Annotated in this window: 13 protein-coding genes; 7 read left to right on the top strand and 6 right to left on the bottom strand. The window is 39.9% G+C overall.

What is annotated here, in order from left to right:
- Positions 1-120: 120 nt before the first annotated feature.
- Positions 121-1,608: a carboxypeptidase M32 gene (locus MKX73_RS08015; RefSeq protein ID WP_340716992.1), complete on the top strand. Its 1,488-nt coding sequence runs from the start codon at positions 121-123 to the stop codon at positions 1,606-1,608.
- Between the two features lie 387 nt (positions 1,609-1,995).
- Here MKX73_RS08015 and MKX73_RS08010 read toward each other — a convergent pair whose 3' ends face one another.
- Entirely contained in the window at positions 1,996-2,610 is a 615-nt protein-coding gene (locus MKX73_RS08010; RefSeq protein ID WP_340716991.1) for an NUDIX hydrolase, read from the bottom strand.
- 139 nt (positions 2,611-2,749) lie between these two features.
- Between MKX73_RS08010 and MKX73_RS08005 the strand changes: the two genes are divergently transcribed.
- From MKX73_RS08005 to MKX73_RS07995, 3 genes are read left to right on the top strand one after another with little or no spacing between them, the layout of a single operon-like run.
- Entirely contained in the window at positions 2,750-3,727 is a 978-nt protein-coding gene (locus tag MKX73_RS08005; protein WP_340716990.1) for an ABC transporter substrate-binding protein, read from the top strand.
- Positions 3,728-4,474: an ABC transporter ATP-binding protein gene (locus MKX73_RS08000; protein ID WP_340716989.1), complete on the top strand. Its 747-nt coding sequence runs from the start codon at positions 3,728-3,730 to the stop codon at positions 4,472-4,474. It begins immediately after the preceding gene.
- The gene (locus MKX73_RS07995) at positions 4,464-5,258 is read left to right on the top strand and encodes an ABC transporter permease (protein WP_340716988.1); all 795 of its coding nucleotides are present in this window, start codon (positions 4,464-4,466) and stop codon (positions 5,256-5,258) included. Before MKX73_RS08000 ends, MKX73_RS07995 begins: the two co-directional genes overlap by 11 nt.
- Positions 5,259-5,363: 105 nt before the next feature.
- On the opposite strand, the gene MKX73_RS07990 is transcribed toward MKX73_RS07995, so the two are convergent.
- A complete protein-coding gene (locus MKX73_RS07990; RefSeq protein WP_340716987.1) occupies positions 5,364-5,870 on the bottom strand; it encodes a GNAT family N-acetyltransferase in 507 nt (168 codons plus the stop codon).
- A gap of 156 nt (positions 5,871-6,026) precedes the next feature.
- Here MKX73_RS07990 and MKX73_RS07985 point away from each other — a divergent pair, with 156 nt between their 5' ends.
- Positions 6,027-6,611 carry a helix-turn-helix domain-containing protein gene (locus MKX73_RS07985; protein ID WP_340716986.1) on the top strand — a complete coding sequence of 195 codons (585 nt, stop codon included), beginning with the start codon at positions 6,027-6,029 and terminating at the stop codon, positions 6,609-6,611.
- 61 nt (positions 6,612-6,672) lie between these two features.
- Here the strand turns inward: MKX73_RS07985 and dacB are convergent, their stop codons facing one another.
- Positions 6,673-8,067, bottom strand: a complete 1,395-nt coding sequence (gene dacB, locus MKX73_RS07980) for a D-alanyl-D-alanine carboxypeptidase/D-alanyl-D-alanine endopeptidase (RefSeq protein WP_340716985.1) — start codon at positions 8,065-8,067, stop codon at positions 6,673-6,675.
- A gap of 321 nt (positions 8,068-8,388) precedes the next feature.
- Positions 8,389-9,126 (bottom strand): SDR family NAD(P)-dependent oxidoreductase, encoded by a 738-nt coding sequence (locus MKX73_RS07975; RefSeq protein WP_340716984.1) that lies wholly within the window; start codon positions 9,124-9,126, stop codon positions 8,389-8,391.
- A 199-nt stretch (positions 9,127-9,325) separates the two neighbouring features.
- Between MKX73_RS07975 and MKX73_RS07970 the strand changes: the two genes are divergently transcribed.
- Entirely contained in the window at positions 9,326-9,952 is a 627-nt protein-coding gene (locus MKX73_RS07970; protein WP_340716983.1) for a TetR/AcrR family transcriptional regulator, read from the top strand.
- 266 nt (positions 9,953-10,218) lie between these two features.
- Positions 10,219-11,442, top strand: a complete 1,224-nt coding sequence (locus MKX73_RS07965) for an IS110 family transposase (RefSeq protein ID WP_340715959.1) — start codon at positions 10,219-10,221, stop codon at positions 11,440-11,442.
- A gap of 442 nt (positions 11,443-11,884) precedes the next feature.
- Here MKX73_RS07965 and MKX73_RS07960 read toward each other — a convergent pair whose 3' ends face one another.
- Both MKX73_RS07960 and MKX73_RS07955 read right to left on the bottom strand, forming a co-directional pair.
- Positions 11,885-12,835 (bottom strand): sensor domain-containing diguanylate cyclase, encoded by a 951-nt coding sequence (locus MKX73_RS07960; RefSeq protein ID WP_340716982.1) that lies wholly within the window; start codon positions 12,833-12,835, stop codon positions 11,885-11,887.
- Positions 12,836-13,049: 214 nt separating this feature from the next.
- Positions 13,050-14,465 (bottom strand): purine-cytosine permease family protein, encoded by a 1,416-nt coding sequence (locus MKX73_RS07955; RefSeq protein ID WP_340716981.1) that lies wholly within the window; start codon positions 14,463-14,465, stop codon positions 13,050-13,052.
- Positions 14,466-14,806: the final 341 nt, after the last annotated feature.

The following is a 14,806-nucleotide window of genomic DNA, read 5'->3' as shown; positions in this document are numbered from 1 at the left end:
ATTTTTTCTGATATTAGTTTCTACCTATTTATATATTCTTCGAAAATTATTTTATATTTTATACTAAAAAAATAGATTCCATGTACTATATAATAAATGTGAAAGGAATGGTGACCTATTATGCAACAAACCTTTATTAATTATGTGAAGAAAATGCAAAACTATTCAGAGGCGCTTTCCGTTATTTATTGGGATATGCGTACAGGGGCTCCCCGAAAAGGGTTGGAACAACGTGCGGAAGTGATTGGAACCTTGTCTGCAGAATTATTTGCTCTTCAAACGAGTGATGAGCTGGGGAAAATGCTTTCTGAGCTTCAAAATGAGAAACTGGACTTTGTAACACAGCGTCTTTATGAAGAAGTTAAGAAAGAATATGACGAGTCTAAAAAGATACCGGCCGAGGAATTTAAAGCTTACACGATTTTAAAAGCGAAATCGGAAGCGGCATGGGAAGAAGCAAAAGAAAAATCGAATTTCCAGATTTTTTTACCGTACTTAAAAGAAGTAATCGATTATCAGAAGCGGTTTGTTCAGTACTGGGGCATTAAAAATGGTTCTGCCTATAATACATTATTGGACAAATATGAACCGAATATGACGACGGATACGCTCGACGAGTTATTCGGTGAGCTGAAGGCAACAATCGTTCCTTTAGTAAAGTCGATCGGTGAATCAAAAAACAAACCGGACACTTCCCTGTTATTTAAACACTTCCCGAAAAGCGGACAACATGCCGCTTCACTGGAATTGTTGAAGCAGTTCGGCTATGACTTTGAAGCAGGTCGCTTGGATGAAACGGTTCATCCGTTCATGATCGGTTTAAACAGCGGAGATATCCGGATTACGACAAAGTATGATGAAAATGATTTCCGTTCCGCTGTTTTTGGCACGATTCATGAATGCGGACACGCTTTATACGAGCAAAATATTGATGCTTCATTAAACGGCCTGCCATTGTCGACAGGTGCTTCAATGGGAATACATGAATCTCAATCATTATTTTATGAAAATATTATCGGACGGAATGAAAGCTTCTGGAAACATCATTACGCTATTTTACAAAAACATTCACCTGAGCAATTTGGGGACGTACCATCCGAAGCATTTTTAAAGGCGATCAATTTCTCGGAGCCTTCATTAATACGTATCGAGGCAGACGAGCTTACGTACCCGCTTCATATCATGATCCGCTATGAAATTGAGCGTGAGATTTTCAATGGAGACTTACAGGCGGAAGACTTGCCGCGCGTTTGGAATGAAAAATACGAAGAATATTTGGGAATCCGTCCGCAAAATGATGCAGAAGGTGTGCTGCAGGATATGCACTGGAGTGATGGCAGCTTTGGCTACTTCCCAAGCTATGCGCTAGGTTTCATGTATGCTGCACAGTGGAAACACGCAATGGATCAGGACATTCCGAACTTCGATGAGCTTTGCGAACGCGGAGAACTGGCACCTATTAAAGAGTGGCTGACGAATAAAGTCCATCAATACGGTGCATTAAAAAAACCGAATGAGTTAATTTTGGAAGGTACCGGTGAACCGCTTTCCGCAAAATATTTGACCGACTACTTACAGGATAAATATACACAGCTTTATAATTTGTAGTTATTTAAGCAAGCCTTTACTTACAAAGGTTTGCTTTTTTTATATAAAAAACCCGCTACATTGAATATGCTGCGGGTGATTACGACTTATGAAAATATTTTTTGCAGCAATTGATATCCTAAACCTTTAAATGCAATATCTAAAGCTGTAGCAATCACGATCGCTACAACAACTCCTATATATAACATCTTTTTCCCTTTCATAAATGCCTCCTGATTCTTTGGTTGTTATAATCCCCAGTTCCTTTTATCTACGTCCCAACATTAGGGCAATACACTGATTTTACCATAGCATTTGCATATTTTCCCTCCCAATCAAAACTATTAATAATCTATAGGAAGCAAGGGAAAAGGCGTCTCCTCGGTAATGAGAAGACGCCTGAATTTTTTATTTTAATTTTTCAATAAAGTGCTTTAATAATCGTGCTGTCAGACCCCAGATTGTGTACTTTCCGTATTCATAAAACCATTCTTCCATCCGGCTTGCGCGCCACTCGTAATTTTCGCCGTTCGCAATTTTATCATACGGGAAATCAATCGGAGGCTTCGGTTCAATCGGAACATAATGCACATACGGTTCATGTGTCAGCAACCAGTTTAACGGGACTGTGAACAACTCTTCGACTTCATCCTTATTAAATGTGTCCAGTTCCGACTGTTCGATGATGCCGATGAACGGATAGACAACAAAAGCCGGTGATATAACAAATGGACTGAGACGGCCTATTAGTTCAATCGACTGCTGGTCAATTCCGAGCTCTTCATGTGTTTCCCGAAGCGCTGCAGCGAGCGGCGATTCATCTGTCTCATCAATTTTCCCGCCAGGAAAGCTAATATCACCAGGTTGTTTGCGCATCGTGAATGCACGCACTTCAAACAAAATATGCCACTCGCCCTGTTTTTTTACAAGCGGGATGAGCACGGCCGACCGAAAAGCAGTGTCTTCCCCTAAAAACAGAGGCTGCGGTTTTGCAAGCTGTCCTTTCAGATGATTTAAATCCATAACATTCTCCACCTTACTAAATAGTTATCTTTATCGTACCATGACCACGTTGCATGGTGAAATGGAAATATGGAAGTAACACCTCTCACCCCTTTACTGCATACGATACAACAACACTATTAGAGAAAAGGATGACCAAATGAAATGGCTTAGAACCGCCCTTTTCGTTGGGCTTTTATTGTTGTTGGTCGGCTGCGGACAGAAGGATTTACAGGAAGTAAAAGTAGGCGAAGTAACCCGTTCTATATTTTATGCTCCTCTTTATGCAGCGATTGAAGAAGGCTTTTTTGAAGATGAAGGTTTATCGATTGAACTGTCAACTATCCCCGGCGGAGACAAAACGATGACCGCGCTTTTATCGGACGGCATTGATATTGCTTTAATCGGAGCTGAAACTTCGGTTTATGTATCAGGGCAAAATCCGAATGATAAAGTCATCAACTTTGCACAGCTGACGCAAACAGACGGAACATTTTTGGTTGCGCGTGATCAGAATGTCGACTTTAGCTGGGATGGTTTAAAAGGCAGTACATTTTTAGGTCAGCGTGTTGGCGGGATGCCGCAAATGGCCGGCGAATTTGTGCTGAAAAAACAAGGGATTGACCCGCACAATGATTTAAATCTGATTCAAAATATCGATTTTGCCAATATTGCGAACGCCTTTGCTTCAGGTACGGGTGACTATGTACAACTTTTCGAACCGACTGCAAGTATTTTTGAACAGCAAGGCATCGGAAAAATCGTCGCTTCATTCGGTGAAGAGCTTGGTGCCATTCCTTATACGGTATTTATGGCAAAAGAAAGTACGTTCTCTGAAAAAGAAATGATGGATAGCTTTACGAAGGCCCTTTATAAAGCACAGAAGTGGGTTTATGAAGCATCGAGTGCTGACGTGGCAAAAGCGATCGCTCCTTACTTTGAAGATACAGACCAAGAGATTATTGAGCAGGTTGTGACGCGTTACCGTGATCAGGAGTCTTTTGCAAAAGATCCGATTATCGATGAAGAGGAATTCCAAAACCTACTTGATGTAATGACCGAAGCAGGCGTGCTGGAGTTTGAGCCAGCTTACAAAGATTTAGTAGACCGGTCATTTGCAGATGCGGTTGTGAAGTAAATGACTTATTTGGAAGTAAAAAATGTTACCCATCATTTCTTTAAAGAACAGCAAGTCGCAACAGCTCTTGAAAATGTAAATTTTACAGTTAATTCAGGAGAATTTGTCTCCTTTTTAGGTCCGAGCGGCTGTGGGAAATCCACACTGCTCTCTTTACTGGCAGGCTTATTGAAACCCACAACAGGTTCGATTAATTTTGCGGAATCGGATGTTGAAATCGGCTATATGCTTCAGCAGGATTTTCTGTTTCCATGGAAAACAATTGAAGACAATGTCGCCCTTGGTTTGAAACTGTTAAAAAGAGAAGAAGATCGCTCGATTGTGGATGAACTGCTCGAACAATTCGAATTGGCCCATACGAAAAAACTTTACCCGCCGCAGCTTTCGGGGGGAATGCGCCAACGTATCGCCCTTGCCCGGACACTTGCCGTGAAACCAACATTACTTTTACTTGATGAACCGTTTTCGGCGCTCGATTTCCGGTCCAAACTTTCACTTGAAAACTTTGTATCGGATACGTTGAAGCAATTTTCAACGACGACTATTTTGGTGACGCATGATATTAGTGAAGCCATCGCGATGAGCGATAAAGTATTCATCTTTAGCCCTCGTCCGGGGACTATTGTGAAAAGCTTCATCATCCCACAGGAAGTTCGCGAGCTGACACCATTCGAAGCAAGAAATGCCCCTGCTTTCCAAGTACTGTTCCAGGAAATATGGAAGGAGCTTGATTCGGATGAAAATTGAACAGCTGCAGCAGCAATATAATGAGAAACGGCGACGTGAAAAACGAAAAATTTTCTCTTTCCAAATACTGCTCCTTGTCGGTCTTCTTCTATTTTGGGAGGTTACGACACATTTCCGCATACTGGATCCGCTCATTTTCAGCAGCCCGCGTGCGGTTGGGAGCCTATTTATCACAAAAATAACGGACGGCACTTTATTTCCGCATATTGCGATTACATTGTTTGAAACCGTTGTCGGCTTTATATTGGGTACCCTTCTCGGAACATTGCTCGCGATTTCGCTCTGGTCATCCAAAACATTCGCCAATGTGATGGATCCCTATCTTGTCGTATTGAATGCAATGCCTAAAGTAGCGATCGGACCGATGATTCTCGTAGTTTTCGGACCGAATATGCTTGCAGTTCTCGTCATGGGTGTGCTCATTTCAGTTATTATTTCGACCATTGTTATTTTTTCCGCTTTTCAGCAAGTAAACGAAAACTATATTAAAGTGATGCAGCTTTTCCGGGCTTCCAAGTATGAAACATTCCGTCATGTGATTCTTCCCGCCTCTACTCCGACAATTATCTCTACTTTAAAGGTGAATGTCGGATTGTCATGGGTTGGGGTAATTGTCGGGGAATTTTTAGTATCATCAAGCGGTCTCGGCTACCTCATTATTTCCGGGTTCCAAGTGTTCAACTTTACATTAGTATTCCTGGCGCTACTCATCATTATTGTATTGGCGACGATTATGTATAAAGGCGTTGAACTGATTGAACGAAAGGTTTTGGAAAAGCAGTGAGTAGTGTGTTGAAAAAGTCGCCGGAGCAAATTGAAAACATCCATTTTCCTCTGGAGAGAAAAGTGGATGTTTTTGTGCTTTATGTTGTACATAGCAGATTGTTTCCTATGTAAGAAGGTTAAGTTGATAGCCTTTTACAACGATTCCGTCATTCATCGGTTCCAAGTCCCGCTCCGGAACACGCTGGAAGCCCATACTTTCATAAAGAGCGGATGCTTTTGTCATAAATGATGCTGTATGGAGCCCGATTTGTTCGGAACCAGTTGCTTTCGCTAACTCAAGGCAATGAACAACTAACGCCCGTCCGATACCTTTTCCCCGAATGTCAGGGTCCACGGAAAGCATGCGAATCTCCGGAAATTCCTGCACATCGTCCGTCCAGTCATAAGCTTGAGTGGAGGCAGGAAATAATACGACGCTGCCGACAATAACTCCATCCTCTTCGGCCACGAAAATCCGGGCATTGTTTTTAATGTCGTTATCCGAAAGCAGACTGGTTTTTAATACACCCCAGTGTTCTGGTGATACGTGCTTTGCGTATTCACCATATCCTTTTAAACGCAATGCACGCACTGTCTGAATTTCCTGTTGCTTCATTTCTCTGATTTTCATTTATATAAGCCCCTTTATATTGTTTCTCTACTCACTATACCAAAAAGAAGATTAGAGGCGGGGAATCAAAATCCTGTTTTCCACACCCAACTCCACGCTCCGTTTGTTGCGAATCTGCTTCAATCCTTTTATGCTAAAACAGTAGGAGGGAAACGAATGGATAATGAAAAAATTGGCCAATTAATTTATACATTGCGTAAGGGAAAAGGGATGACACAAAAACAAGTGGCAGATGCACTGTTTTTATCGGATCGTACCATTTCAAAATGGGAAAGAGGGATCGGATGTCCTGACATTACACTTCTCCCTCAGCTCGCTGCCCTCTTCGATATTCCAATAGAAAATTTACTGACAGGTGAAATAAATCAAAATGATTTCGTAGGAGGCAATATGAAAAATTCAAGCTATTATGTATGTCCAAGCTGTTCAAATATCGGGTTAGCAACCGGGAATTTTACAGTTTCGTGCTGCGGACGGAAATTGGAACCGTTAACTGCTGTAAAAGCTACGGATGAACAAAAACTAAATGTAGAAGAAATCGATATGCAATGGTCTATTTCCGCAGACCACCCGATGACAAAAGATCATTACGTATCATTTATCGCGCTGGCAACAGGTGATCAGATTCAGTTATACAAGCAGTTCCCTGAATGGGCTTTACAGGCAACAATTCCTCGTAAAAAACACGGGAAACTGATTTGGTTTGATACACGTGACGGATTATTTTATCAGTATATTTAATTCCTTAATAAACAGTCTCCAACTATTAGACAAAAGCTAATAATCGAGACTGTTTTTATTTTTATACTGCTTCAATAATCGCCTTCAATCCTTCATCCAAAAACGGAATACCTTCTTCCCGGCCTTCAAGCATAATCGAGAAAATATAGTCTTTTCCGCTTTTTCCTGTTACATAGCCTGCTAATGTATTCACTTCATGAATATAGCCGGTTTTGGCGAATATTCGCTGTTGCAGTTCCGGCTCCAAAAAGCGGTCTTTTAATGTACCTCCAACCAGTCTATTTATATTTCCTCCAACCGGCAATGATTCATAAAAGTTCTGGAAATACGGTTCTTTTTGCAGCACGTACAAAAGCTCGGATATACCGTTTGAGTGCAGGCAGTTATGATGTGACAGGCCGGATCCATCAGCGAATTGCCATGTCGCAAAATCAATTTGCTGCTTTTCCAAATAAGCGCGCACTACTTTTAGACCGTGTTCGTAATCCCCTGTTCCATGCTTTTGCTTCCCCATCGTTTTCAGGAAAATATCGGCGATGCTGTTATTGCTTAGTTTCATAAAAATCGAAAATATCTCCGCGATCGAACGAGACTCGTGTGCATGGATTAGTCTGGCATGACTTGGTGTTATGCCGCTCTCAATGCTGTCCTCCTGTTCAAAGCGGATGCCCGCATCTTTACATAGTTCTTTGAAAAACAGCAGTGTGTTTTTCGTAGGGTTCTCGTGGGAAACCCAAACTTTCGCCGTTTCTCCTTCCGGTATATCACCTGTAATCACGATCTGATTTGTATTATTGATACGGCGGATTTCTAAAGTATTTTCAGCATTTTTGTCTACTGTTTTTGCTTCATTAGAAATTTGCAGACCACTTAAATGCGGGATGACATGGAAACTCGGCTTCTCCCCGATATTCCCTGCAGTCGCCTCCACAATAATTGTGCTCGCATCAAAATCATCATTCGGTGACATCGTAATTGGCGAGATACGGGCTCCGTAATAATGGGTTTCCCCTTCATCATCAACACCCGGGGGCAATGTATCACCCGAGAAATATGTATCATCGCCGATCAGCTTACCGCTCACATGAAGGATGCCGCATTCCCGCAAAACTTCTGAAAAACGCTTAAGTGCCGCTTCATTTATTGTCGGGTCACCGTAGCCTTTTACGTAAATATCACCGTTTAACGTGTGGTCTTCAACATTTCCGTCGATATATATTTCGGTTTTAAACCTGTAGTCCAGTCCAAGTTCTGCGATTGCAGCCGCCCCTGTCAGGATTTTCATATTGGATGCCGGACGCATTAAACGTTCCCCTCGGTATGTATAAAGAATCTCCCCTGAAGTCCGGTCCCGAAGCGTAAAAGTTGCCTTATCCTCACCTAAAATAGTCTCCACTATTTCGTCTAATTTCGTAATTGTATCGCTGTTTAAGTTCTTCTCCTGAATCTCCTCCATACTAAGCCCCCTAAATTGTTAGAATTTACTGTAAATTTATTCTAACAGAAATACTTATTTACGGTTAGCAGGAATTGATGTAAGGGGGATTTTCTAATATAAATGAAAATGTTCTAATATATTTTTATTTGTTCTAATAAAACCGAGAAGTTCTAATATATCCTTCCATTGTTCTAAAAAGAGCCGGCTTTGTTCTAATATCCATGAAAGATTGGCTAATATCGCCGCCACTTTTTCTAATATCCCATACAATTGTTCTAATAAAACAGCCTACTCCATCAAAAAACGCACTCCAAATTGAAAGTGCGTTTTGAATCATAATTATTGAGCTGTATAGCCTCCATCAATCGTTAAGCTGTTGCCGGTCATGAATGAAGAATCGTCACTTGCCATAAATAATACGGCTTTTGCCATTTCTTCTGCTTGTCCAAGACGTTTCATCGGCGTCATTGAAGCTAATGCCTGTTTGCTCTCTTCCGGAATAATCGGAGTGTCAATGAAGCCTGGGCATAATGAGTTCACACGAATATTCTGCTCTGCATATTCAAGTGCAAGTGAGCGAGTTAAGTTAATTACGCCACCTTTTGCCGCATTGTAAGCAGCCGACCCAGGTGAACCAACCCATCCATACATAGAAGCGGTGTTAATAATTGAACCTCCGCCAGACTTCAACATTTCACGGATTGCTTCACGGGCTACCAGGAAAACACCATCTAAGTCGACGTTAACTGTGTTGCGCCACTCTGAATATTCCAATTCATGTGAAGGGAAAACACGGCCGATTCCCGCATTGTTAAATACTACGTCTACTTTGCCAAATGCTTCAATCGTTTGCTTAAATATATTTGCTACTTCTTCTTCATTTGTAATATTGGCTTTAACAAATAATGCTTCCGCGTTAAGCGCTTTCAATTCCGCTTCGAAAGCTTTACCTTTTTCTTCATTTAAATCAACTAGTACCACTTTAGCACCTTCAGAGACAAATAATTTTGCTGTAGCTGCACCAATACCTGATGCACCACCAGTGATGACTGCAACTTTATCTTGTAATTTACCCATCTTTTCTTCCTCCCAGTATATCGATTTATTGAAAATATACTTATTTGAGTTAAATTAAAATAAATAACAGAAATAAGTGTCTTTGTTCTACAACTTGATTTTATCAATTCCAATAAATTCAACAATCATTAAAATATTGTAAAATGTATAATTAGTAGACACTTTTTAATATTTTGTCTTTTTAGATGGAGGGGTAACGATGGAAAATAACCAAATGGATATATCCAAGCGAAAAAATCGAACAAAAGAACATTTTAAATTTGCGTTAATTGAGCTTATTAAAAAGAAGGGGTACCATGCCATTACCGTAAAAGATATTGTAGATCAAGCATCATACAATCGCAGTACGTTTTATGTACATTACCAGGATAAAATTCAACTGGCTGAAGAATTACTTGAAACAATGCTTGCCGGATTAGAAGAATCAGCAGGAAAACCTTACTCTCCTGGTCAAAAAATATATACGACTAAACTAAGTGCCCCATCTTTTAATATTATTTCTTACATATATGATAACCGGAACTTTTTTGAACTCATTAAATACGACGATACATTAGCAGGATTCCATATAAAATTCCCTCAAACAATATTAAAAATTTACGAGGAACAGTTCGTATTCCAGACAATCAATAATATTCCGGTCAACATGGATTACTTTAAAAGATATGCAGCATATGGATTTTACGGGCTTGTTCAAAATTGGATTAACAGCAATTTTAAAGAATCCAAAGAAGATTTTATTGAAGAAGTCATTGCTCTATCCAAAACACATATTTACGCACTGGAGTTTGTGGGGAAAAAAAAGAATGATATTATTGCACCTTAACAATGTATTTGGCCAAAAGAAACATACTAACATTAGTAGTACAAACCAAGGCCATGGTTTGTGCTACTATTTTTTTATAGTAGAAGTGAAGAAAAGCCGACCAGCCCCTGGGACCATTTGTGAGTCCGTTTAAAAAAACCGGCTAACTTCACGCCCTTATATGAATCAGTTTAGTATGTTGGGTCCAAAGAGATCGTGTATAAGAAAGTGGAATCGATAAGGTATTGTGAAGGCTTCTATGACTGGCTAAAAAGGAGAATGAAATCATGAAACATGTCATTGCGTTAGATGTTAGTAAAGGCAAAAGTTCGGTCGTTATTTATGATCGGTATCGAAAATGTGAGTTTGAAGGCGAATTAAATCACACACGAATTGACTTTGAGCGATTACACGAGCGTATCGAAGAAATGAAGAAACTAGATGGACAAGCTCCTGAAATTGTATTTGAAGCAACAGGCGTCTATTCCAAATCAGTAGAAGCGTTTTTCAAAAATCATGGCTATACATATAGTCGGATGAATCCACTTGAAGCGAATTTACAGATGGCGAAAATGCGACGCCATAAAACGGATGTAAGTGACGCACATGAACTAGCCAAAACGCATTTTAGATTGGAACGTGAAGCGACTTACGTTCAAGATGATTATTATGAACAGATGCGTGCACTTACACGCTATTATGATGAAATCGATGAGGAAATGATTTTACTAAAGAGTCGGATGCATGCGATTTTACAGATGAGTTTTCCAGAGCTTGAAAAACTCATTACGCCAAGTTCCGCATTATTTTTAAATATCGTACAGCTTTACCCACACCCTACCTTTGTTTTGTCTCATTCAAAAACCGTCATAAAAAATCGGTTGAAGGCGAATACGAAAAAGAACCTTTCCCTTACTCGTGCAGAGAAAAAAGCCGTTGAACTGATGGAAGCAGCTCAAAATAGTTATCCGGCCATTAAGCCGACAGATGTAAGGTGTGATCAAGTAAAGGATTACGCAACTCGTATTGCAGAACTGAAGGAAAAGAAAGAGGCGCTTGTCCAACAGATGACGGAGCTATCAAAAGAACGTCAAGAATATCTTGTATTACGCTCCATCCCTGGTGTGGGTGAATCAACAGCTTGTCGCTTGATTGGTGAAATCGGTGATATTCGCCGCTTCCGAAATGCAAAACAATTAAACGCCTACGCAGGGATCGATATCATGCGCTATCAATCCGGGAACACACAATATCGGGATCGTATCAATAAGCGTGGGAATAAACATTTGCGGAAAATTTTATATTTCATGATGCAAGGGATGCTTATGTTAAAAGAGAAACCAAATCATTTTGCGGATTACTATTATAAATTAAAAACGCAACCTCAGAGAAAGCCTCATAAGGTTGCGATCATCGCCTGTGTTAATAAGTTTCTGAAAGTGACATTTCAGTTATTAACACGAGGCATCCTTTACGATTATGAGTCCGCACTACCAGCTCAGAAATCGTAATAAAACGTAACTCCACTATATCATACAGACCTCTCGAAAAAAATAAAAATCGTTAGGTCTTTTTGGCATATAAAAATATAAGTGTAAAATAAAGAGAGAAACTATGCCCCTACACTTAAATCTAAAATAGCTACAAAAGTTGAAGAATACACTTGATTAATCGTAAGAAAGGAGGCCGGGACATAACCCAAAAACACTATTTTCTCTCAGAGAAAAATAGTGATTTTTTGCTGAACGTTAAAATTGATTTCCATTCCGGGACGCTTTCCGCGGGCGTGGCCTGAGCCTGTAGTCTCAGGCGTCACGCTATTCCCGCAGGAGTCGCCCTGCATTCCAATCAATTTTTCAAATATCCGTTTTTTAATAATGTCTTTCCTCTTATTTAACGGTTATTCTACTTATGTCCCGGCCCCTTTAAAAATTAATATGTATGCCAGAAAGTTTATCTGTTTTCAACCAGCATCTTCTTCATCTTTTTATTTTTATACATCTTTTGGTCGGCTTTATTAAGCAGTTGCCTCATTACACCATATGAAGAAGGTGCATACTCATAGCCCATTGAAATTTGAATGGGCGAGAATGGTGATAAATTAGAAAATTCTTTCATTTCCAAGCGTACTTTTTCTATATACTGTTCAACTTCAAAACTATTTTTATGCGGCATCACCACTATAAATTCATCTCCGCCAATTCTTGCGACAATCATTTCTTCGTCTGCAAATTTTTTTAAGCAATCTGCTGCTGCAACAATTAAACGGTCCCCCATCTGATGACCATATTCATCATTAACTTCTTTCAAGTCATCCAAATCTGCGACAATTACAGATATAGGGATTGAAATTTGATCAAACTCTTTCTTTTTCAATTGGAAGTACTCTCTATTGCACAGACCCGTTAATCCATCATGGGTCGATTTGTATTCAAGCTGCTCCTGTAAAATATAATTACTATGTACGTTTCTGTAAACGCCTTGTACCGCGATTATTTTTCCGTCTTTGTAAACAGGTGTGGCATATTCTTCAAACCAGATGTATTCTCCCAAATGGTTTTTAAATCTTAATTTTATCGGTTTATCGAAGTTAAGGGTTCCCGATTGTTTCTTCCTTAAAATATCGATGTCATCCGGATGAACAATGTCAAAAATCAAATCCGGATTTTCTAAATGTTTTTGCAGTATATTCGGCCCTAAATTACTTTCTAAACTTGGGCTTAAATAAAGATACTTTAGTTTCGGGTAAACTTCACAGTAATATAATATATCCCTGATACCTTCAGTCGTTTCAATCATCGGTTTATATAAATCTATTTTTTGTTGTAACGTCGCCTTTTCATTGTACAGACGTATACATAATACGATGAGGCAAATTAATATACCTCCTACAACAGTACCCATATAAAGACCCGCTTTCAATTTAACTTTCCAATAGCTGCTATAGTATTATTTTACTATAATTATAAATCAGTTGTATATATTAAACTCCCTAATAACAAGTACTTAGTGGTATTTTTATGTATAGTAAATTATCATATTCTTTCGCTAAAGCATCTCTTCCCGGCACCTTTAAAATAAAAACCGCACTTCCCATAAAAAAGAGAAGTGCGGTTATTTAAGCGATCCAATCCTCTTTCGGAATATCGTTCGCTTCTTTCTTGCTATAATAACGCCCTTTTGTCGCCACCCCTAAAATGACAGTCAGAAGTGCTGCCATAAGCGCTGCGAAAAAGGCAGCCGTATTTTGAAGGAATGTGCCCATATATCCGAGCGCTGCAATTGTGCCGATTATAGTTGGAACAATCAACGCAATGACACCAACCGGATTCCATTTAAACAGATTTTCCTGTCTGGATTCGTAATAGCGCGGGCCGATTTTCAGCCATTTTTTGAGAACGAGTGCTTCCGTGACGAGAACTGCTGCCCAGCTCATCAGTGCTACACCTTGGAACGTCATCGCAATTTGAAGATGATCGACAATACCGCCAAGCATTAAGATCATCGCAGCAACACCGCCCACAACTACCCAAAAACGACGGCCGGGCGTAAAGCCAAACATATTTTCAAAAAAGTTCGAGAGTGAAAGTGAGCTGCTGTAAATATTCGTGATGTTAATACGGACCTGCGTCAGTACTGTGAATACGACACCACCGAGTCCTAACAATGTCACGATATAAACGCCGGGATTCGCTTCAGCAAATTTTACACCGAACCAGATACCAAGCCCGCCCATTACTCCGAAACAGAAAATTTGCGGAATAAAACCAATAGCAATAGAACCGATCTTCAAGTCTTTCGGTTTCAGGAAACGTGCATAATCTGAGGCAATCAAAGCCGTAAGACCCATGATTCCGTGTTGCATTCCGATACATAACAGCAATGCCGTACCGCCTATTTGAACACCTTCAGGTAAATAGGTCCAGAAATTTCCGGGGTTTAGTGATGGGGTATTGAAAGCAATAACAATCGCAGTAATGAGGAATAATCCAAAAATCGGCAATGACCATTTTTGAAGTTTGTCCAATTGTTTAATGCCAAACCAGTTTAACGGAATTACTAGTGAACCAAAGATTACAATCAAAAGCCAGACCGGAATCGCCGGGAAATATGCATGAACTGCAGCGACTAAAATCATACCTTCAAAGGCACAATACATAATAAAGTTTGATGCGTAAATTAATGAGGTTAATGAGGCTCCGATATAACCGAATCCTCCGCGGGATAATAAGTTGACGTTCATGCCGGACTTAGCCGATAAATAAACAATAATACTTCCGAGAATACCTGCGACAATGATGGCATAGCCGGCAGATATAAGTGCATTGACCGCTCCGAACTGTAGTGCCATAACACTTCCCATCTGGAAATAGAAAATGGCAGTTGCAATGCCGAACGTTATATTCGTGATACTTAACCAGCCCATTTTGCGTTCTTCACGCGGAACCCGGTCAAACGTATAGTCACTTGTTGCTTCTTTTTGATATAAGTCTCTTTCTGTTAAACTCTGATCTGCAGTAATCTCAGATCTCATTCAATCAAATCCTTTCTGTACTTATACTTCTTTTGTTTCAAAGGAACTTTTGTTGGAGGTGGATGGATCTTATAAGGGAAAGGGCGGTTACGGGTAATCATCTGCAATTGATCCCTTCAATTCAGAAACAAAAAAAGAAATGATATTTTACCGCGCAGACAGTTGTGAGCGTAAGTTAAATAGCTCCATTAAATATTCTAACATAATTTAACGCAATTATTTGTAATCTCCCCCTAAGTCGTTCTTTAGGGCTACAAGAACTCCACTCTTTTCCAGTCAATAAAAAAGCTCGAAAAACATAAAATTCTCTTGTTTTCCGAGTTGTTTAACAGGTAGTACAG

Source organism: Solibacillus sp. FSL W7-1436 (genome assembly GCF_038007305.1).
Lineage (GTDB): Bacteria > Bacillota > Bacilli > Bacillales_A > Planococcaceae > Solibacillus.
Note: the sequence above shows the minus strand (reverse complement) of the source record. Positions and strands in the feature narration are given on the sequence as shown.

Coding starts and splice junctions, on each gene's coding strand:
- MKX73_RS08015 (WP_340716992.1), top strand. CDS start 121: ATGCAACAAACCTTTATTAATTATGTGAAGAAAATGCAAAACTATTCA.
- MKX73_RS08010 (WP_340716991.1), bottom strand. CDS start 2,610: ATGGATTTAAATCATCTGAAAGGACAGCTTGCAAAACCGCAGCCTCTG.
- MKX73_RS08005 (WP_340716990.1), top strand. CDS start 2,750: ATGAAATGGCTTAGAACCGCCCTTTTCGTTGGGCTTTTATTGTTGTTG.
- MKX73_RS08000 (WP_340716989.1), top strand. CDS start 3,728: ATGACTTATTTGGAAGTAAAAAATGTTACCCATCATTTCTTTAAAGAA.
- MKX73_RS07995 (WP_340716988.1), top strand. CDS start 4,464: ATGAAAATTGAACAGCTGCAGCAGCAATATAATGAGAAACGGCGACGT.
- MKX73_RS07990 (WP_340716987.1), bottom strand. CDS start 5,870: ATGAAAATCAGAGAAATGAAGCAACAGGAAATTCAGACAGTGCGTGCA.
- MKX73_RS07985 (WP_340716986.1), top strand. CDS start 6,027: ATGGATAATGAAAAAATTGGCCAATTAATTTATACATTGCGTAAGGGA.
- dacB (WP_340716985.1), bottom strand. CDS start 8,067: ATGGAGGAGATTCAGGAGAAGAACTTAAACAGCGATACAATTACGAAA.
- MKX73_RS07975 (WP_340716984.1), bottom strand. CDS start 9,126: ATGGGTAAATTACAAGATAAAGTTGCAGTCATCACTGGTGGTGCATCA.
- MKX73_RS07970 (WP_340716983.1), top strand. CDS start 9,326: ATGGAAAATAACCAAATGGATATATCCAAGCGAAAAAATCGAACAAAA.
- MKX73_RS07965 (WP_340715959.1), top strand. CDS start 10,219: ATGAAACATGTCATTGCGTTAGATGTTAGTAAAGGCAAAAGTTCGGTC.
- MKX73_RS07960 (WP_340716982.1), bottom strand. CDS start 12,835: ATGGGTACTGTTGTAGGAGGTATATTAATTTGCCTCATCGTATTATGT.
- MKX73_RS07955 (WP_340716981.1), bottom strand. CDS start 14,465: ATGAGATCTGAGATTACTGCAGATCAGAGTTTAACAGAAAGAGACTTA.